Annotated in this window: 23 protein-coding genes and 1 tRNA gene; 17 read left to right on the top strand and 7 right to left on the bottom strand. The window is 60.4% G+C overall.

Annotated elements, in window-relative coordinates:
• The first annotated feature begins 44 nt into the window (after positions 1 to 44).
• Both AC3IX1_RS09800 and AC3IX1_RS09795 read left to right on the top strand, forming a co-directional pair.
• Entirely contained in the window at positions 45 to 1,133 is a 1,089-nt protein-coding gene (locus AC3IX1_RS09800) for an HlyD family secretion protein (protein WP_489388005.1), read from the top strand.
• Positions 1,123 to 2,673, top strand: coding sequence for an MDR family MFS transporter (locus tag AC3IX1_RS09795; RefSeq protein WP_489388004.1), 1,551 nt, complete (start codon positions 1,123 to 1,125; stop codon positions 2,671 to 2,673). The genes AC3IX1_RS09800 and AC3IX1_RS09795 overlap by 11 nt, the downstream gene beginning before the upstream one ends.
• A 144-nt stretch (positions 2,674 to 2,817) precedes the next feature.
• Here AC3IX1_RS09795 and uvrB read toward each other — a convergent pair whose 3' ends face one another.
• Entirely contained in the window at positions 2,818 to 4,833 is a 2,016-nt protein-coding gene (gene uvrB / locus AC3IX1_RS09790; protein ID WP_489388003.1) for an excinuclease ABC subunit UvrB, read from the bottom strand.
• Here uvrB and AC3IX1_RS09785 point away from each other — a divergent pair.
• From AC3IX1_RS09785 to AC3IX1_RS09775, 3 genes are all read left to right on the top strand, one after another.
• Positions 4,832 to 5,047 (top strand): hypothetical protein, encoded by a 216-nt coding sequence (locus tag AC3IX1_RS09785; protein ID WP_489388002.1) that lies wholly within the window; start codon positions 4,832 to 4,834, stop codon positions 5,045 to 5,047. The two genes, uvrB and AC3IX1_RS09785, sit on opposite strands and share 2 nt — an antisense overlap.
• 121 nt (positions 5,048 to 5,168) lie before the next feature.
• Complete coding sequence (locus AC3IX1_RS09780) at positions 5,169 to 6,365, top strand: amino acid aminotransferase (RefSeq protein ID WP_489388001.1); 1,197 nt, start codon at positions 5,169 to 5,171, stop codon at positions 6,363 to 6,365.
• A 235-nt stretch (positions 6,366 to 6,600) separates the two neighbouring features.
• A complete protein-coding gene (locus AC3IX1_RS09775; protein WP_489388000.1) occupies positions 6,601 to 6,810 on the top strand; it encodes a hypothetical protein in 210 nt (69 codons plus the stop codon).
• Here AC3IX1_RS09775 and AC3IX1_RS09770 read toward each other — a convergent pair.
• Positions 6,807 to 7,037 (bottom strand): hypothetical protein, encoded by a 231-nt coding sequence (locus AC3IX1_RS09770; protein ID WP_007978659.1) that lies wholly within the window; start codon positions 7,035 to 7,037, stop codon positions 6,807 to 6,809. The genes AC3IX1_RS09775 and AC3IX1_RS09770 overlap by 4 nt on opposite strands.
• Before the next feature lie 227 nt (positions 7,038 to 7,264).
• On the opposite strand from AC3IX1_RS09770, the gene AC3IX1_RS09765 reads away from it, so the two are divergent.
• A tRNA-Asn gene (locus AC3IX1_RS09765) sits at positions 7,265 to 7,340 on the top strand.
• 136 nt (positions 7,341 to 7,476) lie between these two features.
• Here AC3IX1_RS09765 and AC3IX1_RS09760 read toward each other — a convergent pair.
• Positions 7,477 to 8,994 carry a nucleobase:cation symporter-2 family protein gene (locus AC3IX1_RS09760; protein WP_489387999.1) on the bottom strand — a complete coding sequence of 506 codons (1,518 nt, stop codon included), beginning with the start codon at positions 8,992 to 8,994 and terminating at the stop codon, positions 7,477 to 7,479.
• A 256-nt stretch (positions 8,995 to 9,250) separates the two neighbouring features.
• Between AC3IX1_RS09760 and AC3IX1_RS09755 the strand changes: the two genes are divergently transcribed.
• Both AC3IX1_RS09755 and AC3IX1_RS09750 read left to right on the top strand, forming a co-directional pair.
• Complete coding sequence (locus tag AC3IX1_RS09755; RefSeq protein WP_218428866.1) at positions 9,251 to 9,532, top strand: BrnT family toxin; 282 nt, start codon at positions 9,251 to 9,253, stop codon at positions 9,530 to 9,532.
• A 3-nt stretch (positions 9,533 to 9,535) separates the two neighbouring features.
• Positions 9,536 to 9,841 carry a BrnA antitoxin family protein gene (locus AC3IX1_RS09750; protein ID WP_489308755.1) on the top strand — a complete coding sequence of 102 codons (306 nt, stop codon included), beginning with the start codon at positions 9,536 to 9,538 and terminating at the stop codon, positions 9,839 to 9,841.
• Positions 9,842 to 9,895: 54 nt separating this feature from the next.
• On the opposite strand, the gene AC3IX1_RS09745 is transcribed toward AC3IX1_RS09750, so the two are convergent.
• Both AC3IX1_RS09745 and AC3IX1_RS09740 read right to left on the bottom strand, forming a co-directional pair.
• A complete protein-coding gene (locus AC3IX1_RS09745; RefSeq protein ID WP_489387998.1) occupies positions 9,896 to 10,726 on the bottom strand; it encodes an arylamine N-acetyltransferase family protein in 831 nt (276 codons plus the stop codon).
• A gap of 114 nt (positions 10,727 to 10,840) precedes the next feature.
• Entirely contained in the window at positions 10,841 to 11,635 is a 795-nt protein-coding gene (locus AC3IX1_RS09740) for an exodeoxyribonuclease III (RefSeq protein WP_489387997.1), read from the bottom strand.
• A 206-nt stretch (positions 11,636 to 11,841) separates the two neighbouring features.
• On the opposite strand from AC3IX1_RS09740, the gene AC3IX1_RS09735 reads away from it, so the two are divergent.
• The gene (locus AC3IX1_RS09735) at positions 11,842 to 12,168 is read left to right on the top strand and encodes a hypothetical protein (protein WP_489387996.1); all 327 of its coding nucleotides are present in this window, start codon (positions 11,842 to 11,844) and stop codon (positions 12,166 to 12,168) included.
• 163 nt (positions 12,169 to 12,331) lie between these two features.
• Here the strand turns inward: AC3IX1_RS09735 and AC3IX1_RS09730 are convergent, their stop codons facing one another.
• Positions 12,332 to 13,903, bottom strand: coding sequence for a sensor domain-containing diguanylate cyclase (locus AC3IX1_RS09730; protein WP_489387995.1), 1,572 nt, complete (start codon positions 13,901 to 13,903; stop codon positions 12,332 to 12,334).
• Between the two features lie 215 nt (positions 13,904 to 14,118).
• On the opposite strand from AC3IX1_RS09730, the gene AC3IX1_RS09725 reads away from it, so the two are divergent.
• Entirely contained in the window at positions 14,119 to 14,586 is a 468-nt protein-coding gene (locus AC3IX1_RS09725; RefSeq protein WP_489387994.1) for a hypothetical protein, read from the top strand.
• Positions 14,587 to 14,715: 129 nt separating this feature from the next.
• Here the strand turns inward: AC3IX1_RS09725 and AC3IX1_RS09720 are convergent, their stop codons facing one another.
• Entirely contained in the window at positions 14,716 to 16,470 is a 1,755-nt protein-coding gene (locus tag AC3IX1_RS09720; protein WP_489387993.1) for a L,D-transpeptidase family protein, read from the bottom strand.
• An 85-nt stretch (positions 16,471 to 16,555) separates the two neighbouring features.
• Between AC3IX1_RS09720 and AC3IX1_RS09715 the strand changes: the two genes are divergently transcribed.
• The 7 genes from AC3IX1_RS09715 (at position 16,556) to AC3IX1_RS09685 (ending at position 22,043) form a co-directional block, all read left to right on the top strand.
• Positions 16,556 to 17,284: a murein L,D-transpeptidase catalytic domain family protein gene (locus AC3IX1_RS09715; RefSeq protein WP_489387992.1), complete on the top strand. Its 729-nt coding sequence runs from the start codon at positions 16,556 to 16,558 to the stop codon at positions 17,282 to 17,284.
• Positions 17,285 to 17,363: 79 nt separating this feature from the next.
• Complete coding sequence (locus AC3IX1_RS09710; RefSeq protein ID WP_489387991.1) at positions 17,364 to 19,070, top strand: copper resistance system multicopper oxidase; 1,707 nt, start codon at positions 17,364 to 17,366, stop codon at positions 19,068 to 19,070.
• 10 nt (positions 19,071 to 19,080) lie between these two features.
• Positions 19,081 to 19,944 carry a copper resistance protein B gene (locus AC3IX1_RS09705; RefSeq protein WP_489387990.1) on the top strand — a complete coding sequence of 288 codons (864 nt, stop codon included), beginning with the start codon at positions 19,081 to 19,083 and terminating at the stop codon, positions 19,942 to 19,944.
• Positions 19,945 to 19,996: 52 nt separating this feature from the next.
• Complete coding sequence (gene copC / locus AC3IX1_RS09700) at positions 19,997 to 20,380, top strand: copper homeostasis periplasmic binding protein CopC (protein ID WP_489387989.1); 384 nt, start codon at positions 19,997 to 19,999, stop codon at positions 20,378 to 20,380.
• 3 nt (positions 20,381 to 20,383) lie between these two features.
• Positions 20,384 to 21,307, top strand: a complete 924-nt coding sequence (copD, locus tag AC3IX1_RS09695) for a copper homeostasis membrane protein CopD (RefSeq protein WP_489387988.1) — start codon at positions 20,384 to 20,386, stop codon at positions 21,305 to 21,307.
• 219 nt (positions 21,308 to 21,526) lie between these two features.
• Positions 21,527 to 21,766 carry a type II toxin-antitoxin system RelB/DinJ family antitoxin gene (locus tag AC3IX1_RS09690; protein WP_150672806.1) on the top strand — a complete coding sequence of 80 codons (240 nt, stop codon included), beginning with the start codon at positions 21,527 to 21,529 and terminating at the stop codon, positions 21,764 to 21,766.
• Entirely contained in the window at positions 21,756 to 22,043 is a 288-nt protein-coding gene (locus AC3IX1_RS09685; RefSeq protein ID WP_489387987.1) for a type II toxin-antitoxin system RelE family toxin, read from the top strand. Before AC3IX1_RS09690 ends, AC3IX1_RS09685 begins: the two co-directional genes overlap by 11 nt.
• Positions 22,044 to 22,168 lie beyond the last annotated feature (125 nt).

Below are 22,168 nucleotides of genomic sequence, written 5' to 3'. Positions count from 1 at the left end.
CTGCTGATACCTTCTCTTACAATTTCTCGACTACAGTTTGCCCCATGCCTGCCCAACTCAAGCGTCGCCTCTTCTCGTTTCTGCTGATTGTCCTGTTGATTGCCGGGGGCCTGTTTGCCCATTGGCTCTTGAAGGGGCGCTTTTATGAAAGCACCGACAACGCTTATGTCCAGGGCGAGATCACCCGCGTGTCGAGCCAATTGGGGGCGCGTATCGATCAGGTGCTGGTGCAGGACAACCAGCATGTCGAGAAAGGCCAGCTGCTGGTCAAACTCGAAGGCGACGACTTCCGCCTCGCTGTCGACCGCGCCAATGCCGCCCTGGCCACCCGCCAGGCCGAGCGTCTGCAAGCCCAGAGCAAACTGACCCGGCAGGCCAGCCTGATTGCCGCCAGCGAAGCGCAAGTCGCGTCCAGCCAGGCCAGCCTGGGTCGCTCGCAGATCGACCTGACCCGCGCCGAGACCTTGCGCAAACCCGGCTATATCTCGGAAGAACGGGTGACCACCCTCTCCGCCGAATCCCACATTGCCCGCTCGCAAGTGGCCAAGGCCCAGGCCGACGCGCAAAGTCAGCGCCAACAGGTCAATGCGCTGAATGCGGAAATCAAACGCCTCGACGCGCAGATCGCCAACGCCAAAACCGACTTGGCCCAGGCCGAACTGAACCTGACCCGCAGCGAAATCCACGCGCCCATCAGCGGCCTGATTGGCCAGCGTGCAGCCCGCGAAGGCCAATACGTGCAGACCGGCGCCTACCTGTTGTCGATCGTCCCGGACGAAGACATCTGGATTCAGGCCAATTTCAAGGAAACCCAGATTGGCCACATGCAGCCCGGCCAGGAAGCCGAACTGACCTTCGACGCCTACAGCGACACCCCGATCAAAGCCCGGGTCGACAGCCTGTTCGCCGCCTCGGGGGCGCAGTTCAGCCTGTTGCCGCCGGACAATGCCACGGGCAACTTCACCAAAGTCGTACAACGGATTCCGGTAAAACTGACCTTCGCCGCGGACAATCCGCTACGCGGCAAGATCCGCCCGGGCATGTCGGTCACCGCCAAGGTGAACATCAAGGACGCCCCTGAAGATGTCACCCCCAAAGTGAGCCACAAAGACGCCCCTGACGATGGCCGGTGATCAACTGGTCCGCCCGGTCGGCGAACCGACCCGGCGGGACTGGATTGCGGTGATGAGCGTGATGCTCGGTGCGTTCATGGCGGTGCTGGACATCCAGATCACCAACTCCTCGCTCAAGGACATCCAGGGCGCGCTGTCGGCGACCCTGGAAGAAGGCTCGTGGATTTCCACCTCGTACCTGGTGGCGGAAATCATCATGATCCCGCTCACCGCCTGGCTCGTGCAGTTGCTGTCGGCCCGGCGCCTGGCGGTTTGGGTGTCCCTCGGATTCCTGTTCGCCTCGCTGCTGTGTTCCATGGCGTGGAGTCTGGAAAGCATGATCGTCTTCCGAGCGCTACAGGGATTTACCGGTGGCGCGCTGATTCCGCTGGCGTTCACCCTGACCCTGATCAAGCTCCCGGAACACCACCGCGCCAAAGGCATGGCCATGTTCGCCATGACCGCCACCTTCGCCCCCTCCATCGGCCCGACCCTCGGCGGCTGGCTGACGGAGAACTGGGGCTGGGAATACATTTTCTACATCAACATCCCGCCCGGCCTGATCATGATCGCCGGCCTGATGTACGGCCTGGAGAAGAAAGAAGCCCACTGGGAATTGCTGAAAAGCACCGACTACGCCGGCATTCTCACCCTCGGCGTCGGGCTCGGTTGCTTGCAGGTGTTCCTGGAGGAAGGCCATCGCAAGGACTGGCTGGAATCAAGCCTGATCGTAACCCTGGGCAGCATCGCACTGGTCAGCCTGATCAGCTTTGTGATCGTGCAGACCTCCAAACCCAATCCGCTGATCAACCTCGGCATCCTGCGCAATCGCAACTTTGGCTTATCCAGTATTTCCAGCGTCGGGATGGGGGTCGGGCTGTACGGCTCGATCTACCTGCTGCCGCTGTACCTGGCGCAGATCCAGAACTACAACGCACTGCAGATCGGTGAAGTGATCATGTGGATGGGCGTGCCGCAGCTGTTCCTGATCCCGCTGGTGCCCAAGTTGATGAAGTATGTCTCGCCGAAATGGCTGTGCACGTTGGGCTTCGGGCTGTTCGGGTTGGCGAGTTTCTCTTCGGGCGTGCTGAACCCGGACTTTGCCGGGCCGCAGTTCAATCAGATCCAGATCATCCGCGCCCTGGGGCAGCCGCTGATCATGGTGACCATCTCGCTGATCGCCACCGCCTACATCCTGCCCGAGGATGCGGGATCGGCCTCGAGCCTGTTCAACATCCTGCGCAACCTCGGCGGCGCCATCGGCATCGCCCTGCTCGCCACGCTGCTGGATGCGCGGACCAAGGTTTACTTTGATTACCTGCGTGAATCCATCGTGCCGAGCAATCCACAGGTGGCCGAACGGATCGCCTCGCTGGCTGACCGGCTGGGCAACGAAACGGCAGCACTGGGCAAACTCAGCGAGATCGCCCATCAGCAGGCGTCGATCATGGCCTATAACGATGCGTTTCACTTTGTCGGGATTGCGCTGGGGATCAGTATGGTGGCGGTGTTGTTGACCAGGAAGTTGCCGGAGGGGTTGAAGGCAGGTGAGACTCATTAGTCCTGAAAACTAGTAGCGTCCTCTCGGACGCCTTCGCGGGCAAGCCCGCTCCCACAGGATTGATGGTGCTCACAAAACTTGTGTCCAGCCACAGACCTGTGGGAGCGGGCTTGCCCGCGATGAGGCCCTGTCAAGCACTAAGGATCAAACAGTCAGTAGGCGCTCACGCAACTTGGTAATCTCGTCGCGCATCTGCGCTGCTGCTTCGAACTCCAGATCACGAGCAAGCTGATACATCTTCTCTTCCAGGGCCTTGATACGCTTGGCGATCTCGCCCGGCGAGCGCAATTGCGCTTCATATTTGGCGTTTTCCTCGGCGGCCTTGGCCATGCCCTTGCGCTTCTTGCTGCGCGAACCGGGTACGGTCGCGCCTTCCATGATGTCGGCAACGTCCTTGAACACGCCTTTTGGCGTGATGCCATTGGCCAGGTTGAAGGCGATCTGCTTGTCGCGGCGGCGCTCGGTTTCGCCGATGGCGCGCTCCATGGAGCCGGTGATCCGGTCGGCATACAGAATCGCCCGGCCATTGAGGTTACGCGCCGCGCGGCCGATGGTCTGGATCAGCGAGCGCTCGGAACGCAGGAAGCCTTCCTTGTCGGCATCGAGGATCGCCACCAGCGAGACTTCCGGCATGTCCAGGCCTTCGCGCAGCAGGTTGATCCCTACCAGCACATCGAAGGTGCCAAGGCGCAGATCGCGGATGATCTCGACCCGTTCCACGGTATCGATGTCCGAGTGCAGGTAACGCACGCGCACGCCGTGGTCGGCCAGGTAATCGGTCAAATCCTCGGCCATGCGCTTGGTCAGCGTGGTGACCAGCACTCGCTCTTCCAGAGCGACGCGCTTGCTGATTTCCGACAGCAAGTCGTCGACCTGGGTCAGTGCCGGGCGGATCTCGATTTGTGGGTCCACCAGCCCGGTCGGGCGCACCACCATGTCAATGACGCGCCCGGCGTGTTCGGCTTCGTAGTTACCGGGGGTCGCCGAGACGAAAATCGTCTGCGGGCTGATGCTTTCCCATTCATCGAAACGCATCGGCCGGTTGTCCAGCGCCGAAGGCAGGCGGAAACCGTATTCGACCAGGGTTTCCTTGCGGGAGCGGTCGCCCTTGTACATGGCGCCAACCTGCGGAACGCTGACGTGGGACTCGTCGATCACCAGCAAGGCATCGGCCGGCAGGTAATCGTAAAGGGTTGGTGGCGCCGCGCCGGCTTCGCGACCGGACAGATAGCGCGAGTAGTTTTCGATGCCGTTGCAGTAACCCAGTTCGAGGATCATCTCCAGATCGAAACGGGTGCGCTGCTCCAGGCGCTGAGCTTCCACCAGTTTGTTGTTGGAGCGCAGGTATTCCAGGCGCTCCTGCAACTCGACCTTGATGCCTTCGACCGCGCCCATCAGGGTTTCCCGTGGCGTCACGTAGTGACTCTTCGGATAGAAGGTAAAGCGCGGCAGCTTGCGAATGACTTCGCCGGTCAGCGGGTCGAACGCCGACAGGCTTTCCACTTCATCGTCGAACAGCTCGATGCGGATCGCCTCGAAATCGGATTCCGCCGGGTGGATATCGATCACATCCCCACGTACGCGGAAGGTCGCACGGGCAAAATCCATGTCGTTGCGGGTGTACTGCAGGTCGGCCAGGCGTCGCAGCAATTCGCGCTGATCGAGCCGGTCGCCGCGATCCACGTGCAACACCATCTTCAAATAGGTTTCCGGGCTGCCCAGACCGTAGATGCAGGACACCGTGGTGACGATGATCGCGTCCTTGCGCTCCAGCAATGCCTTGGTCGCCGAAAGACGCATTTGCTCGATGTGGTCGTTGATCGAGGCATCCTTCTCGATGAAGGTGTCCGAGGACGGCACGTAGGCTTCCGGCTGGTAATAGTCGTAGTAGGAAACGAAATATTCCACCGCGTTGTTCGGGAAGAACGCCTTGAACTCCCCGTACAACTGCGCCGCCAGGGTCTTGTTCGGCGCCAGCACCAGGGTCGGACGCTGCACCTGGGCGATCACGTTGGCAATGCTGAAGGTCTTGCCCGAACCGGTCACACCGAGCAGCGTCTGGTGCGCCAGCCCGGCTTCGATACCCTCGACCATCAGGCGGATGGCTTCCGGCTGATCGCCGGCGGGCTCGAAACGGGTGACTAGCTGGAATTCAGACATGAAATACCTCTGGATCACTCTTGCCGGTAAAACCGGCACGAACGAGAAAGACCGCAAACGACCGATGTCGCCCGAAGAAAAAACTGGATTGTGCTCAATGTGGAGCCGATTGCCAGCGCTTTCAAGGCAAACGTCCTACATCGCGCAAAACCTTTGCCGACGCCATTTGACTACCGGTCGAGAAATAATCGGAAAAACTTACCCGAAATACTGATTCGCCTGTCGCCAGCACTCGCCGATGGCCTCTATACTAGCTCCCCGTTTGTGCACCGCTCTAGTGCATTCGGCTGGAGCGCGACACGTCCCTCCACTCTCCATTCAGAGCCGCCGCAATAATGAGCCTGTTCTCCGCTGTCGAAATGGCACCACGCGATCCAATCCTGGGCCTCAACGAAGCATTCAACGCCGATACCCGGACCAACAAAGTCAACCTGGGAGTCGGTGTTTACTGCAACGAGGAGGGGCGAATTCCACTCCTGCGCGCCGTTGTCGAAGCCGAAACCATTCGCGCCGCTCAACACGTTTCCCGTGGCTACCTGCCAATCGACGGCATCGCCGCCTACGACCAGGCTGTGCAGAAATTGCTGTTCGGCAATGACTCGCCACTGATCGCCGCTGGCCGCGTGATGACTACCCAGGCCGTAGGCGGTACGGGCGCACTGAAAATCGGTGCCGACTTCCTCAAGCAACTGCTGCCGAACGCCGTCGTGGCGATCAGCGACCCGAGCTGGGAAAACCACCGCGCCCTGTTCGAAACCGCCGGTTTCCCGGTGCAGAACTACCGTTACTACGACGCCGCGACCCACGACGTGAACCGTACCGGTATGCTGGAAGACCTGAACGCGCTGCCAAACGGCTCGATCATTGTGCTGCACGCTTGCTGCCACAACCCGACCGGCGTGGACCTGAGCCCGGCGGACTGGAAGAACGTCCTGGAAGTCGTTAAAGCCAAAGGCCACGTGCCGTTCCTCGACATGGCGTATCAGGGCTTTGGCGATGGCATTGACGAAGATGCCGCTGCCGTACGCCTGTTCGCTGAGTCGGGCCTGACTTTCTTCGCCTCCAGCTCGTTCTCCAAGTCGTTTTCGCTGTACGGCGAGCGCGTTGGGGCCCTGTCGATCGTCAGCGAATCGAAAGAAGAAAGCGCGCGCGTGCTGTCGCAAGTCAAACGCGTGATCCGCACCAACTACTCCAACCCGCCGACCCACGGTGCCAGCGTTGTCGCTGCGGTGCTGAACAGCCCGGAACTGCGCGCCCAGTGGGAAGCCGAACTGGCCGAAATGCGCTTGCGCATTCGTGGCATGCGTACCCAGATGGTCGACCTGCTGGCACAAAAAGCGCCTCAGCGCGATTTCAGCTTCGTCGGTCGTCAGTGCGGCATGTTCTCGTACTCCGGCCTGACGGTTGAGCAAGTTCACCGCCTGCGCAACGAGTTCGGCATCTACGCCCTGGACACCGGCCGCATCTGCGTGGCCGCGCTGAACCAGAGCAACATCAAGGTTGTGACGGACGCTATCGTCCAGGTCATCTGATTACGCCTTGACCTGAAAACGGGAAGCCACTGGCTTCCCGTTTTTTATTTGCTTCAGATAATTCTCAACGCAACGACGCAGCCCTCTAAACTCCACACAATCCAAAATGTGGGAGCGAGCCTGCTCGCGATAGCGATGTACCCGTCACCATTGATGGTGAATGTGCTGTTGCCATCGCGAGCAGGCTCGCTCCTACAGGTTTTGTGTACACCCTGGAATTCCTGCGAGAACCCACATGAAAAACGATGACCTGCGCGCCGATCGCGATGACCTGGATGACCTGGATCACTTCACCCCCCGCGCCCCGACAAAACGTGGCAACAACCTGGTGATGCAAGTGGCCGCTGGTGTGTTTCTCGGCGGCCTGGCCCTGTGGCTGGTGCAATTGGCGGCCACGGCGCTCTACGCCAAACTGATGCTTGCCACGATTACCTTCGGCGGTTAAGCCAGTTCGGTCGCACGCTGGCTGGCAGCGTCGTCGTAGGCGACATACAGCGATTCCGCGACCTGGCTCTTGATCGCTTTAGTGCTTTCCAGGCCCAGGACAAAACCTTCGGCCTTGCCGCCAGCGCGGTTCAATGCTTCAGCGGTACCGGCCTGAGTGATGGCGTCGAACAACTTTTCGGCGTGGGGGCCGACACCCTTGGGCAGGCTGATCTGAGAGATGCTCATGGGTGCACCCCGTGGTATCGAGGTGTGAGGGTCAAATGATTCATGGCGCGTACCTTTTCGGCGAATGGCCGGCAGCGCGTGTCACCACTTCCGGGTGGCCATGGTAGACCTCTGGGGCGATCCTGGTAACCGCCAATCGCCGCTAAACCACCGCCCGTCCCGCTGATTCGCTCCAATTGTTATTCGATGCTTGACTTCTCTTTTTGAATCAGTAAGATACGCGCCATTCCGCGATAGCTCAGTTGGTAGAGCAAGTGACTGTTAATCACTGGGTCCCTGGTTCGAGTCCAGGTCGTGGAGCCAGACAGCAACATCGAAAAGCCCCTGAATCGAAAGATCCAGGGGCTTTTTTGTGGTCGATTGAAAAGCCAACTGCTGAAAAACAAAAAACCGATCTGTCTATTCGACAGATCGGCCCTTTTTTCAGTCGCCGTGAACGTCAGACATGCTCACTGCTTTTTAAGTGCGTCGCGCGTGGTTCGCCATGCCCGTGATCCACCTCAACCACCGGAATCTCCTTGCCATCGCAATCATGCAGTTTACCGTCGCTGAAGTAGTCCCCTTCGCGCAACGCCGCCAGATCCTGATAACGCAACACCCGCTCGGTACCGGCCGCAAACACCGATTGCTGGTCGGAGTTACCGGCGGTGAGGTGGTTGAAGGTCAGGTTCAGCACGATGGCCATGATCGCCGAAGAACTGATGCCCGAATGGAAAATGGTCGCGAACCAGCTCGGGAATTGATCGTAGAAGCTCGGTGCCGCGATCGGGATCATGCCGAAGCCGATCGAGGTGGCAACGATGATCAGGTTGACGTTGTTGCGGTAATCGACCTTGGACAAGGTCCGAATGCCGCTGGCCGCGACGGTGCCAAACAGCACGATGCCGGCGCCACCCAGTACGGAGGTCGGCACGGCGGCGATGACCCGGCCCATGAAGGGCAGCAGGCCGAGGATGACCAGGAACAGACCGCCAGTGGCCACCACATAGCGGCTCTTGATGCCGGTGACCGCCACCAGCCCGACGTTCTGGGCAAAGGCGCTCTGGGTGAACGAACCGAAGATCGGCGCGAACATGCTCGACAGCATGTCGGCGCGCAGACCGTTGCCCAGGCGCTTGGAATCGACCTTGGTGCCGATGATTTCACCGACGGCCAGAATGTCGGCCGACGTCTCCACCAACGTCACCATCACCACGATGCACATCGACAGGATTGCGGCGAAATGGAAGGTCGGCATACCGAAGTGGAACGGCGTCGGGAAGCCGAACATCGGACCCTGGGTTACGGACGTGAAGTCCGCCATGCCGAGGAACACCGCAATCACCGTACCGATGACCATGGCCAGCAGAATCGACAGGCGGGAGATGGTCGCACTGCCGATTTTGCTCAGCAACAGCACCAGCACCAGTGTCACCGCCGCCAGACCGATATTCGCCATGCTGCCGAAGTCCGGCGCATGGCTGTTACCACCCATGGCCCAGCGCGCGGCTACCGGCATCAGCGTCAAACCGATGGTGGTAATCACGATCCCGGTCACCAGCGGCGGGAAGAACCTGGTGATGCGTGAGAACACCGGAGTTATCAGCAGTCCGATCAGGGACGCCGCAATGACCGCGCCCAACACCGACTGAAACCCGCCCTCCCCGCCACTGCTGACAATCGCCACCATGGTCGCGACGCCGGAGAAGGACACGCCCTGTACCAGCGGCAATTGACAACCAAAAAACGGTAAGCCCAGGGTTTGCAGCAGCGTTGCCAGCCCCCCCGCAAACAATGAAGCAGCAATCAACAAACCGATGTCCGCCGGCGAGAGCCCGGCCGCCTGGCCGATGATCAATGGCACCGCGACAATACCGCCATACATGGTTAGAACATGTTGCAGGCCATAAGCCATATTCGCGCCGATCCCAAGATTTTCGTCCTCGGGCCGTTGGTGTGAAACATGGGGCGTTTTCATGGTAGGGGGTTCCCTGGTTTTTGTTATTCGCACACTGTATGCAATAGTCAGGACAAATGTCTATAGAGTTGTATACAACTTATCAGTCACAAAGTGGATACCTGTCCATTTCCTCTGCTCTCCCACCCTCCTGGCCCCGCTCAAAAACCTTGAAATACATCCCTCGGTGTCCACTCCCTGCTGCTGACTAGTCTTTCGAATTCCTGGCGACCATCGGTAAGGCCCGCCGCTTCCATATACATATAAAGTATGCATAATGAAGTCATTCGAAATTCAGTTCCACAAGGCAAAGAACGCAGCCAACAAACTCAAGCACCAAGGCATCAGCCTCGCAGAGACTGAACCGGTATTCCATGACGAACGAGCGCTGACCATCGAGGACAACCACCATGATGAACAACGCTGGATCACCCTGGGTCTGGATGCCAAAGGCCGATTGCTGGTCGTCGCGTACACCCATCGCGATCCGAATTTCGTTCGAATCATTTCCGCGCGCATCGCCACCAAAAGCGAGCGCCGTCAGTACCTGGAGGCATGAGCGATGAAAGACGAATACGATTTCAGTAACGCCAGGCGCGGGGCCGTGGTGCCCGCCAAAGGCAAGACCCGCATTACCATCATGCTCGATGACGCGGTCATCGAAGCCGCCCGGGCCCTGGCAGAAAACGAGGGGTACGGCTACCAGACGGCGATCAACAATACGTTGCGCCGGGCCCTGCTCAACGAAGGCAAGAGCGCGCACCTGAAACAAACCCTCACCCCTGCCGAACTCAAGGGCCTGGAGCAGAAACTGGCAGAGGCCTTGCGCGAAATCCAACGGGTGATGGAGCCAGGTGTTCGACCCTGAAACACAAAGGGCCGATCATCAGATCAGCCCATTGCAATGTCCTGGATCAGCCAGCTACTGGGGTGCAGCGATCAATCGTTCCAGCGTCCGCGCCAATTGCGCCTGTTCCGGTACGCGAATGCCGAACTCGCTGCCCAACAGGCCAATCAGTTCCTGCACATCCGTTACCTCCCGCCGCTCGCTGTCATGGCCAATCCGGTGAATCGCGAAGCTGCCGTTGTTGAGCGTGCGCCGCCAGCCCTCGCCGGTGCGCGCCACCATCAATTGCTTGACGAAGGACGACTCGGGGTGGGTCGAGACGTACCAGTTGCCCACAGCGAAATCGACATCTTCCTGGCGTTGCAGGTCGAAGATGTACATCGCTCGCCATTCACCCGCGACGTTGGCGCGCAAGGTAAAACCGTCGACGTGCAGGTCGATGCGATACGGCTCGTGCGGGGTGGGTTGTTCGGCGCGGGTATCGAGCAACAGGGGCGCGGTCGGCACCATGCCGCCGAAGCCGACGTCGGTGATGTAGCGCACGTCATTGATGATGACCAGGCTCAGGCGATGGGTCCGGGCAGTCCAGGCACCCTCTGGCTGGCCCATCACCACCCGGCCGCTGATGGCGCGGGCGTCGAAACCCAAATCCTGAAGCAAGGCCAGGAACAGATTATTGAGTTCGTAGCAGTAACCGCCACGACCATCGTGCAAGACCTTCTGCTCGATGGACGGCAAGTCGATCAGCACCGGCTCGCCGGATAACGTGGTGAGGTTCTCAAACGGGAAAACGCCGGTATGGCGCAGTTGCAGCTGGCGCAAGGTTTCCAGGGTCGGTGCCGGAGGTGCATCGAAACCCAGGCGCCGCAGATACAAAGCAAGGTCGGTCAGGCGTGGCTCGCTCATCGTTCAGTCCTTTTGCACGCAAGCGGCGGATTGCTCCGCCAGTGGCCGCTATGTATACGGGATCAAGCACTGCCACCGACAATTGATTTAGCCAATCACCCGGCATGAAACAACTCAACGCCGCTTGTGCGAGCCTAATTGAATCCAGGTCGGCGCGTGGTCGCTGGCATGGGGCTCGTTGCGCACCCAGGCATCCACCCCGGCATCTTGCAGATACGGACTCAGTGCCGGGTTGAGCAGCAGATGGTCAATGCGCAGCCCCGAGTTTTTCTGCCAATGCTGGCGAAAATAATCCCAGAACGTGTAGAGCCGATCCTGCGGATACAAATACCGCAATGAATCGGTCCAGCCCTGGTCCAGCAACCGCTGGTAGCACTCGCGACTTTCCGGTTGCAGCAAGGCGTCCTTGAGCCAGGAGCGCGGGTTGTAGATGTCCAGGTCGGTGGGCACCACGTTGTAGTCCCCCGCCAGCACCACCGGATGTTCACTGCCCTGAAGTGTCTGCGCATGACGGATAAGCCGCTCGAACCACGCCAGCTTGTACTCGAATTTCGGCCCCGGCTGCGGGTTGCCGTTGGGCAGATACAGGCAACCCACCAGCACCCCGTGGACAGCGGCTTCCAGATAACGACTATGGGTGTCGCTGTCATCGCCGGGCAACCCGCGCCGGCTTTCCAGCGGCTGCGCATCTCGCGCCAGGATCGCCACGCCGTTCCAGGACGCCTGACCCTGCCAGATGGCACCGTAGCCGGCCGCTTCAAGTTCAGCCGCCGGGAATGCGCTGTCCACCGCCTTCAGTTCCTGCAGGCAGGCGATGTCCGGTTTTTCCCGCTCAAGCCAGGCCAGCAGATTCGGCAGCCGTGCGCGCAGGCCATTGACGTTGAACGTGGCGATCCGCAGCTTCTTCATGAACGGACACTCCTGAGGACGAGGTGCCTGACTTGTGACACCAGCACGTTTGGGTGGTTGCGTCAGCAATCTCGGGTGCGGTAGTACCTTGAGCGTAAACTGGACGATGATGGCCGGCGCTGAGACAGCCACTCGTCAACCGTTCGGCACCAACCGCGTGTCCCGTCACACCAACATCGGGTAACGACTCATCCCAGGAGACGACCATGATGAACATCAAAATGACTTCGCTGCTCATGGCCGGATGGTTGTCGGCAGCGTCCCTGGCCACCTTTGCGGCGTCCGGTGATGGCCCTGGCGCGTCCGGTATGGCACCCGGCGCAACCCGCAACTCAACCCTGCTGCCAGACAACAACCGACCCAGCGATCCCTCGGGCAACAACAGCCGCAGTCAGCGCCCCAGCTCGTCAAGCGGCAGCACCGGCGTCAATGGTCCGGGCAGTGGCGCGGGCGGTGGCACCGGTGCGCCCGGTGGCGGAACCGGCGGTGCTGGCGGCGGGACGGGTAGCTGGACAGGCCAAAGCCGCCAATGACATACAGTCGTTGGCGGCTTCAGGTCACCTGAGACTTACATCGGCTTGACCGCCGGCGGGTTCCATTTTCCATTCAACGCCTCGGTTTTCGAGCCGTACAGACGCATGGTCAGGTTGAACGGCCGCCAGGCCCGGGAGAAGGACCACCGGCAGCAAAAGCACTTCAACGGTCGGAGCGCATCAACGCCTCGACGCCACCGGCCATCGACAAGGTTGCCACGCGGTTTCGCCCCGAATGCTTGGCCTGATACAACGCCGCATCCGCCCGCTCGACAAACACATCCATGCTGTCACGCCCCGATGGCACAAACGAATAGCAACCCAGACTGACCGTCACGTAACCGTTGGGCGAGCCGGTGTGACTGATGTGCTTGTCGATGACGCTGCGGCGGATCTGCTCGGCAATCGTCATGGCGCCGTGGATGTCGGTGTCCGGCAGCAGCACCGCAAACTCTTCACCGCCGTAACGCACCGCCAGATCGGCCTTGCGGTGGCAGCAACCCTTCAGCGCGCGTGCCACTTCGGCCAGGCAGTGATCCCCCACCACGTGGCCATAGGTATCGTTGTAGCGCTTGAAGTAATCGATATCGAGCATGATCAGGCTCAACGGGCTGGCCTGCCGGGCGCCGCGCCCGAACTCGATGTCCAGCGCCCGCTCGAACAATCTGCGATTGGCCAGCCCGGTCAGGCTGTCGTGGGTGGCAATCAGCTCCAGCGCTTGCTGGGCCCGGCGCAAATCCGACTCGATCCGCTCGCCAACACGCACCTGATGCAGGAACACCCACCCGAACAACCCCACGCCCAGCAACACCAGGGCAACGATGAGGCTGGAGCGAAACGCCGTGTCGTACCAGCCCGCGAGAATGGACTCCGTGGACGACGCAGCGGCGACCACCAGCGGGTAGGCCTCCAGCTGTCGGTAACCGTACATGCGCGTTACACCATCGATGATGGACGTGATCATCGCATTGCCGGAGGTGGCCAGTGGCAGGAACTTCTGGAAAATCTCGCTCTGGGCCAGTGACACGCCGATCTGCGCCTCTACAAAAGGTCGCCGCGCCAACAAGGTGCCATCGGTCAGACCAAGAAACATCGAGCCGTTGTCGTCGAGGCTGAAGCTTTTGAAGAACTGGTCGAAGTAAGACATCTTGATGCCGGCCAGCAACACGCCCTGGAAATGCCCGTTCCTGTCGTTGACCCGCTTGGAAACCGGAATGATCCACTCGCCGTTTTCCCGACTGCGGATGGCCGGGCCGATATGCGCCACCGACGATACATTCTGCTGGTGATACTTGAAGTACTCGCGATCGGCGACGCCGGGCCCCCGGGGCAGGTTTTCAAACGAGGTCACCACCCACAGGCCCTTTCGGTCGAACAGCAGGATGCCGTGCAGTTGATCCAGCGCCAGCACCCGCCGGGCGAAGATCTGCTGCAAGCGTGGTCTCTGGTCCGGGCCGAACCCGTCGACCTGAATCCAATCCACCAGGCTGGTCAGCACCAGGTCAGCCTTCATGAAGGTGTCTTCGGCTTGCTGTGCCATGGCCCGCGTCAGGTTCGAGGATGCCACTTGCGCCAGGTTCAGATCATGGCGACGGGACTGTTCCAGTTGCAGGTAGAGCAAACCGCACAGGCACAGGCACACCGTGGCAATGAACAATACCGCGGCCTTGCGCAGCGGTATGCGTTTCAATGCGACGCCAGGGGCGTGGTCCGGGTCGTTAAAGCGCGTGGGCAAAAATTCATCCTGTCGGGGGGCAAGGCATGGGCAACAACCCAAAGCACTCAGTCTTCGGGGGGGGCGTAGTTTACGGGGTTATCCATGATAAATGGGTGGCCACTTGCCCAGCGGTATCACGCCTGCCCTGCCCGTGCAGCAAACATGATCCAGGGCAAGCGCTGCCTGCGCGTCAACGAGCTACGATTAGTCTGAACTCCATACAGGGAATCGACATGAGCAAGGCAGACGAACTCGCCGCAAGATTGAAACAGACACGGCTGACCAGCGCGGATCAGGCGATCGATGGCTGGCCGGGCCAGGTCTACGAACTGTATCAACGGATAGAGGCCTGGCTGCTGCCCTTGACCGAAGCGGGCCTGGTCCTGCGGCGCAACCCCACCCATGTGTTCGAGAGTCACCCCGACGGCGACGCTTACGACTACGCCATCGACCAGTTGGTCATCTCCGGCAACGAGCACAGCCTCACCTTTGACCCGGTTGCACGCTTCACCGCCGATGGCGAGGGGCGGGTCGAGATCCACACAACTGGCAACGAACTCGCCCTGTTGCGCACCGTGGACGAGCACGGTGAAACACACTGGTGGCTACAAACGATCGAGCAGGCCACCGCGCAACTGGACGCGGTGGCGCTGACTGAAACCGATCTGCTTGTGGTGGTGCAACAAGGGTTGGCGCTTTAGGGGGAGCTGTATACCGCCCCCCTGTAGGAGCGAGCTTGCTCGCGAATGCGGTGTGTCAGACCAAACTGATAGTGACTGACACGACGTCTTCGCGAGCAGGCTCGCTCCTACAGTGTCCGGGTTTGGTCATTACTGTTGGTTCTGCCCCGTCACCACCAGCGGTATCTCTGCACGACGCAAGTCCAGGGCGGGCAACTTCGTAGGCTGACTCAAGCCCTGCAGCACCCTGGCATCGTAATCATAAATGTCGGGCTTGAACGTCACCCGCCCGTCATCGCTCAGGTCCACGGTCCAATAGGCCAACAGCACCGGCACTTTCACCGGCAGCAGGACGTTCTCGGTCCGGCCATTGGCCAATTGCTTCTGGATGCCGGCGCTGTTCCAGCGCACCGGGTCGTTGAACAAGAGCTCGACCAGTTGCAGCGGGTTTTCCACGCGGATGCAGCCTGAACTGGTGGCCCGGACTGTCTTGGCAAACAGCTCGCGGTGCGGCGTGTCATGCAGGTAAATCGCATAGTCGTTGGGGAAGCGGATCACCACCTGCCCCAGCGAACTGTCAGGCCCGGCATCCTGACGCAGGTGAATGCCCCGCGGATTGCTCCAGTCAACGTCCGACGGGTCGAGCACATTGCCTTCGCGGTCGAGCACGCGAATGCGGTTGGCCGCCAGATAGCCCGGATCGTTCTGGACCTTCGGAATCACGTCCTGCTTGAGGATGGTCGGCGGCACGGTCCAGGTCGGGTTGAACGTGATGTAGGTGATTTCGGCCTGGAACACCGGCGTACTGCGCACCGGTTTACCGACCTGCACCCGCGAACGCCAGATCGGCAGACCGTCGCGGTACATCGCCACCTTGTAGCCGGCGATATCGACGATCACGAAGGTTCCCTGGAGTTTGTACAACAGCCAGCGGGCGCGCTCCATGTTGACCCGCACCTGATCGATCCGCGCCTCCACAGGCACGTTCAGTGCCGCCAGCGTCGCCGCCCCTGCCACGCCATCGGTCCCCAGGTATTGCTCGGTCTGATACCTCTTCACCGCGGCAATGACCTTGTCGTCGTATCCGGCTTTTTTCGACAGGTGCGGGTCCAGGTAACCGCCCGCCACCAGACGCGCACGCAATTGTGCGACCGCCACCCCGTCCATGCCGGGCTTGAGCGATTGACCTTCGGTGACTTTCGGCCAGCCGCCCGCATCCCGGACCTGGCGCAACCGGGCCAGACCCTCACGCAAGTTGCGGTAAATCACTTCCTGAGGCGGTGCATCGGCGAATGCACGCGCCACGTCATGGGCATCGAGGGCGACGAACAGGTTGTTCATGTCCTCATGGGCATCGCCGCCGGCCGGATCGAAATTCCAGTGAATGTCCAGCCGCGACGGATCGACCTTGCCCCGCCGCAGTTGCAGCAGCGCGGTGATGAAGGTGCGGGTCGCTGCCATGTCGAACATCGCCCGTTGCGCCGTGGACGGCATGGCGGCCATCAGCGATTCATGGGCCTGAGCCAGTTCGGTGATACGGAAATCCGCCGGATTCAGACCGTCGATGCGAGTGTCTTCAAGGCTCTTGAGCAACTGGGCCACATCACGATCGTCCATCCACGCCGCGCGATAGTTGCGATGCATATAGAAATCCAGCACCACCCGGCTGACATCCACACGCTGATGGCGCCTGGAGGTGAGCAACGGAGGAAAGGCCGAGCGCAGCGGTTCCAGCGTCGCTTGAATCGCTTGGCCGACCGCGTCGTCGGGCGCTGCGGCATCGATTGCACTGCTCGCCGCAGATACCGGCTCAATCGGCGAAGTTTGTCCAAACGCCGCACCGCTGATCAGAAAGCCCATAAAAAACATGCGGCTTATGACGAATGACCTTGTTAATTGCACCATGGATAATCCTTAATCCTGCGTTTCAAACGGCTAGCTTTCCACTCGCTGCCAGCTAGACTCGAAATTATCATGATGAGACCCGACTATGGCGCTAAACCGCTTTGGCCTTTTATTTGCCATTTTACTGACGTGCCTTTCAGTAACGTCAGCCTACGCCGATTCGCTTGAAAACGCGCTGGTCAAAGCAGCACCCGGCGCCGACGCCAAAGTGATTGCCCTGGCCGTTCGCGCCACCCAATGCAGCCGTGCCCAAGGTGTCGCCCCCGCCCAAAGACTGGCGGTGATCGATTACTCCCTGCCCTCGACCGAACAACGCCTGTGGGTCTTTGATCTTAAGCGGCGCAAGTTGCTGTTTCACGAACTGGTCGCCCATGGCCGCAACAGCGGTGAAAACATGGCCACGCTGTTCTCCAACCGCAACGAAAGCCACGCCACCAGCCTCGGCCTGTTCCGCACCCAGCAAAGCTACCGCGGCCAGAACGGTTACTCGTTGCGCATGGAAGGCCTGGAGCCCGGCTTCAACGACAACGCCTTTGACCGGGCCATCGTCATTCACGGCGCGCCCTATGTCAGCCCGGTGCTGGCCCGCGCCAATGGCCGTATCGGCCGCAGCCTCGGTTGCCCCGCCGTCAGGCCGGCGATTGCCCATCGCCTGATTGATTCGATGAAGGACGGGCAGTTGTTGTTTTCCTACTACCCGGACCAACGCTGGCTGAAGTCGTCTTCCTACATCAACTGTGGCGGCGACACCGTGGCCTCAAGAGAAAAGTCCACTTCAAGCCAGAAAGCGACGCCCAACCTGTCAAAACTGTAATCTTCGCCTCAGCCTGCTGAAAGCACCGCCCGCTAGACTAGTCGACAAGTTCAACAGGCTGACGGGCGGAACACACGGCATGCACTCCTACACTTCAAGACGCACCTTCGTCAAAGGCCTGGCCATCGGCGGGCTCTTCGGCGGCCTCGGGTTATGGCGCACGCCGGTCTGGGCGATCAGCAGCCCCGGCGAACCCCAGGTGTTGGCCGGTAATGATTTCGAGCTGTTCATCGGCGAATCTCCGGTCAACTTCAGCGGCAGCCCACGCACCGCGATGACCATCAACGGCGGCATCCCCGGCCCGCTGCTGCGCTGGCGTGAAGGCGATACGGTGACGCTGCGGGTGCGCAACAGACTCAAGGACAGCACCTCCATTCACTGGCACGGCATCTTGTTGCCGGCCAACATGGACGGTGTACCGGGGCTGAGCTTCAAGGGCATCGAGCCCGGCGGCATGTACGTCTACCAGTTCACCGTGCGGCAGAACGGTACCTACTGGTATCACAGCCATTCGGGGTTCCAGGAACAATCCGGCGTCTACGGCCCGCTGGTGATCGACGCCAAGGACCCGGAGCCGTTCCAGTACGACCGCGACTACGTGGTGATGCTCAGCGACTGGACCGACGAAGACCCGGTCGGCCTGATGAAGACCCTGAAAAAACAGTCCGATTACTACAACTTCAACAAACGCACCGTGGGCGACTTCATCCACGACGTCAGCGAAAAAGGCTGGGGGCCGACCGTCGCCGATCGCAAGATGTGGGCCGAGATGAAGATGAACCCCACTGACCTGGCGGACGTCGGCGGCGCCACTTACACCTACCTGTTGAACGGCCAGGCGCCGGATTCGAACTGGACCGTGGTGTTCCGCCCGGGGGAAAAGCTGCGGCTGCGCTTCATCAACGGCTCGGCCATGTCCTACTTCGACGTGCGCATCCCCGGCCTGAAAATGACCGTGGTCGCCGCCGATGGCCTGCACGTCAAACCAGTGAACGTCGACGAGTTTCGCATCGCCGTGGCGGAGACCTTCGACGTTATCGTCGAACCGACCGAAGCGGCCTACACCTTGTTCGCCCAGGCAATGGATCGCACCGGCTACGCACGGGGCACCCTGGCGGTGAAGGCCGGACTGGTAGCGCCGCTGCCACCTCTGGACCCGCGCCCTCTGGTGACCATGGATGACATGGGCATGGGCGGCATGGACCACGGCAGCATGGCGGGCATGGATCACAGCAACATGGCCATGGGCGACATGCCCGGCATGCAGTCCCACCCGGCCTCGGAAACCGACAACCCGCTGGTGGACATGCAAGCCATGTCCACCTCACCGAAACTCGACGACCCCGGCATGGGCCTGCGCAACAACGGTCGCCGCGTGCTCACCTATTCTGACTTGCGCAGCACCTTCGAAGACCCGGACGGCCGCGAGCCTGGCCGTACCATCGAGCTGCACCTGACCGGCCACATGGAGAAATTCGCCTGGTCGTTCAACGGCGTGAAGTTTTCTGATGCAGAGCCCCTGCGCCTCAAGTACGGCGAGCGGCTGCGGATCGTGCTGGTCAACGACACGATGATGATGCACCCCATCCACCTGCATGGCATGTGGAGCGACCTTGAAGACGAGAACGGCCAGTTCATGGTGCGCAAACACACCATCGACATGCCACCGGGCTCCCGGCGCAGCTATCGGGTCACCGCCGATGCGCTCGGCCGCTGGGCCTATCACTGCCATCTCCTGTACCACATGGAAATGGGCATGTTCCGTGAAGTTCGCGTGGAAGAATGAGGCGCACCCCATGATTCGATTCACCCCGTTTTTTTTAGCACTCACGACCTCGACAGCGATGGCCGCCAGCGATGACATGCAAGGCATGGATCACAGCCAGATGGACCACGGCCAGATGCAAGGCATGGACGACGGCCAGATGCAGCCCGCCGCGCCCAGCGAAAGTCGCACACCGATCCCGGTGCTGACCGATGCCGATCGCGCTGCGGTGTATGCCGATCCCGCCGGTCACCACGTACATGACAGCACGCTCAATTCATTTTTCCTCGCCGACAAACTGGAGTGGCAGGACGCCGATGACGGCAGCACCCTGGCCTGGGACCTGTCCGGCTGGGTCGGCGGTGACATTGATCGCCTGTGGCTGCGCTCCGAAGGCGAACGCACCAACGGCGTGACCGAGGACGCGGAAATCCAGGCCCTGTGGGGTCACGCCATTTCCCCGTGGTGGGACGTCGTCAGCGGCGTGCGCCAGGACTTCAAACCCGGCGCCCCGCAAACCTGGGCCGCGTTCGGCGTGCAAGGCATGGCGCTGTACAACTTCGAGGCCGAAGCCACAGCCTTCATTGGTGAAGGCGGCCAGAGCGCCGTGCGGCTGGAGGGCGACTACGACATCCTGCTGACCAACCGGCTGATCCTGCAGCCGACCGTCGAACTCAATGCCTACGGCAAAAACGATCCGCAACGGGGCATCGGCGCGGGGCTGTCCAACACCGAGGCGGGTTTGCGCCTGCGCTACGAAATTCGCCGGGAGTTCGCGCCCTACCTCGGCGTGACCTGGAACCGCACCTACGGCAACACCGCCGACTACGCCAACGACGAAGGCGAGGACCGCAGCGAAGCACGCCTGGTGCTCGGTGTTCGGCTGTGGTTCTGAACAGATTCACCTCAAACCAACAACAACCGCTTCGAGCGGTAAAGGACCTTGCATGCGCATCTTCAAACCCACCGCTATCGCAATCGCGTTGCTCAGCGGCCTGCTTGTCAGCACCCTCGCTCAAGCGCACCCCAAACTACTCTATTCCACCCCGGCGGAAGGCGTAGAAGGTGCATCACCCGACAAGATCGAACTGCACTTTTCCGAAAACCTCGTCACCCAGTTTTCCGGCGCCAAACTGCTGATGACCGAAATGGCCGGCATGGCCCACGCCCCGATGCCGGTCAAGGCCAAAGTCAGTGGCGGCAGTGACCCTAAGACCATGTTCATCACACCGACAGCGCCTCTGACTCCCGGCACCTACAAGGTCGAATGGCGCGCGGTGTCGTCGGACACCCACCCGATCACCGGCAACGTCACCTTCAAAGTGAAATGATCGATGAGCGACTCGGCCAACGTCGTGCTGCGGTTTGTGTTGTATGCGGATTTGATGCTGTTGTTTGGCGTGGCGCTGTTCGGGCTGTATAGCCTCAAAGGACGGGAGCGACGTTCGGGGACCGTGCTGCCCTTTCGCGGATTGTTGGCGGGTTTTGCCGGGCTCGGGGCATTGTTGTCGAGCGCCGGCATGGTGCTGTTGGCTAGCACCATGAGCGGCGAATCAGACGTTGCCGAGTTGCGTCCTCACATCGAGATGATGCTGTTCGAGACAGACGTCGGGTTGGCCTGGGCCGTGCGGATGATTGCGTTGGGGGTCACAGGTTTGGCGTTGATGCTCAACCCGCGCGCCCCCGGCATCAGCCTGGTGATCGCCGCCACGGCCGGCGGCATCGCCCTCGCCAGCCTGGCCTGGAGCGGGCATGGCGCCATGGACGAAGGCAGTCGCCGCTACTGGCACTTTACAGCAGACATCCTGCACCTGCTGGTGGCGGGCACCTGGCTCGGCGCGTTGCTCGCGTTTACCCTGATGGCTCAACCCCGGACCCTGCAAACTGAAGCACACATTCGCTTGCTGGCCGGTGCGGTCAAGCGCTTCGAACTTGTCGGTGCGCTGATCGTTGTGATCATCACCGTGACGGGTGTGGTGAACTACCTGTACATCGTCGGGCCGAAACTCGATGAGGTTTTACTCAGCGATTACGGAGTTCTGCTGGCGATCAAAGTACTGCTGTTTACCGGGATGCTGGCGTTGGCGGCGCTGAACCGCTTTCATCTTGGCCCCTTGCTGGAGCGGTCGTTGCGGGAGGGCCAGTATCGCTTGGCGGCCCATGCACTTCGACGCAGCGTGGTGGTGGAAATGGCCGCGGCGGTTTTGATTGTGGGCTTGGTGGCGTGGTTGGGGACGTTGAGCCCGGAAGTGGAATGAGCCATCTTCAGGGGGAAATCTCTGACACTTACGTACTGATTTAAACTTGGGCCAGCCTGACCAGGGCAATGGCCCAGGCGGTGGGATCTTTGCTGGCTGGCATTTTCATCCTCCCGAGTACGAATTTTCTCTAAATTAGCCGTACGTCTCGGCGGACTTGCCAATGAGGAACTCTTGATTCAATGTAATGACCAATGTCATTACATGAGAATCTATCCCATGGCATCTATCAACATCCGTATCGATGACGACCTCAAAGCTCGCGCCTATCTCGAACTGGAAAAGCTCGGCGTCACGCCCTCCGAACTGATGCGCCAGGCCCTGCAATATGTGGCGGAGCGTGGTCAGTTGCCTTTCAAGCCTGTCTTGATGACTGAAGACGATGAGGCTTTATTGGCCACCGTGCGGGAACGGCTTGCATCTCCTCAACGAGTAAAGGTTTCCATAGATGACCTATAGCCTTGAGTTTGATGCCCGCGCATTGAAGGAATGGCAAAAACTTGGCGACACGGTCCGACAGCAGCTCAAAAAGAAGCTGGTGGAGATCCTGAACAATCCACGTATTGAAGCTAACCGCCTGCATGGTTTTCCCGACTGCTACAAGATCAAACTACGTAGCAGCGGGTACCGCTTGGTCTATCAAGTGATTGATCAGGAAGTTACTGTGTTTGTGGTAGCCGTGGATAAACGGGAACGTGAGCAGGTTTATCGCAAAGCGGCTGAACGTTTGAAGTAATGACGCAAGGTGGTAGCCATCTATGGGGGCGCTGACTTTTCACACCCGTGAAAGTTTCACTACACTCTCCGCTTCAAAACCACTCCAGCACGAAAGCCCGATAACAATGAAGAAAATCAAAAGAG

The sequence above is a fragment of the Pseudomonas sp. KH_046_2 genome, assembly GCF_057838985.1.
The sequence above is the reverse complement of the archived record's forward strand: the minus strand, read 5'-3'. Positions and strand labels throughout refer to the sequence as shown.

Bases quoted from the DNA above. Each gene is read 5' to 3' on its own strand.
- AC3IX1_RS09800 (WP_489388005.1), top strand. From the start codon at position 45: ATGCCTGCCCAACTCAAGCGTCGCCTCTTCTCGTTTCTGCTGATTGTC.
- AC3IX1_RS09795 (WP_489388004.1), top strand. From the start codon at position 1,123: ATGGCCGGTGATCAACTGGTCCGCCCGGTCGGCGAACCGACCCGGCGG.
- AC3IX1_RS09785 (WP_489388002.1), top strand. From the start codon at position 4,832: ATGAAATACCTCTGGATCACTCTTGCCGGTAAAACCGGCACGAACGAG.
- uvrB (WP_489388003.1), bottom strand. From the start codon at position 4,833: ATGTCTGAATTCCAGCTAGTCACCCGTTTCGAGCCCGCCGGCGATCAG.
- AC3IX1_RS09780 (WP_489388001.1), top strand. From the start codon at position 5,169: ATGAGCCTGTTCTCCGCTGTCGAAATGGCACCACGCGATCCAATCCTG.
- AC3IX1_RS09775 (WP_489388000.1), top strand. From the start codon at position 6,601: ATGAAAAACGATGACCTGCGCGCCGATCGCGATGACCTGGATGACCTG.
- AC3IX1_RS09770 (WP_007978659.1), bottom strand. From the start codon at position 7,037: ATGAGCATCTCTCAGATCAGCCTGCCCAAGGGTGTCGGCCCCCACGCC.
- AC3IX1_RS09760 (WP_489387999.1), bottom strand. From the start codon at position 8,994: ATGAAAACGCCCCATGTTTCACACCAACGGCCCGAGGACGAAAATCTT.
- AC3IX1_RS09755 (WP_218428866.1), top strand. From the start codon at position 9,251: ATGAAGTCATTCGAAATTCAGTTCCACAAGGCAAAGAACGCAGCCAAC.
- AC3IX1_RS09750 (WP_489308755.1), top strand. From the start codon at position 9,536: ATGAAAGACGAATACGATTTCAGTAACGCCAGGCGCGGGGCCGTGGTG.
- AC3IX1_RS09745 (WP_489387998.1), bottom strand. From the start codon at position 10,726: ATGAGCGAGCCACGCCTGACCGACCTTGCTTTGTATCTGCGGCGCCTG.
- AC3IX1_RS09740 (WP_489387997.1), bottom strand. From the start codon at position 11,635: ATGAAGAAGCTGCGGATCGCCACGTTCAACGTCAATGGCCTGCGCGCA.
- AC3IX1_RS09735 (WP_489387996.1), top strand. From the start codon at position 11,842: ATGATGAACATCAAAATGACTTCGCTGCTCATGGCCGGATGGTTGTCG.
- AC3IX1_RS09725 (WP_489387994.1), top strand. From the start codon at position 14,119: ATGAGCAAGGCAGACGAACTCGCCGCAAGATTGAAACAGACACGGCTG.
- AC3IX1_RS09720 (WP_489387993.1), bottom strand. From the start codon at position 16,470: ATGGTGCAATTAACAAGGTCATTCGTCATAAGCCGCATGTTTTTTATG.
- AC3IX1_RS09715 (WP_489387992.1), top strand. From the start codon at position 16,556: ATGGCGCTAAACCGCTTTGGCCTTTTATTTGCCATTTTACTGACGTGC.
- AC3IX1_RS09710 (WP_489387991.1), top strand. From the start codon at position 17,364: ATGCACTCCTACACTTCAAGACGCACCTTCGTCAAAGGCCTGGCCATC.
- AC3IX1_RS09705 (WP_489387990.1), top strand. From the start codon at position 19,081: ATGATTCGATTCACCCCGTTTTTTTTAGCACTCACGACCTCGACAGCG.
- copC (WP_489387989.1), top strand. From the start codon at position 19,997: ATGCGCATCTTCAAACCCACCGCTATCGCAATCGCGTTGCTCAGCGGC.
- copD (WP_489387988.1), top strand. From the start codon at position 20,384: ATGAGCGACTCGGCCAACGTCGTGCTGCGGTTTGTGTTGTATGCGGAT.
- AC3IX1_RS09690 (WP_150672806.1), top strand. From the start codon at position 21,527: ATGGCATCTATCAACATCCGTATCGATGACGACCTCAAAGCTCGCGCC.
- AC3IX1_RS09685 (WP_489387987.1), top strand. From the start codon at position 21,756: ATGACCTATAGCCTTGAGTTTGATGCCCGCGCATTGAAGGAATGGCAA.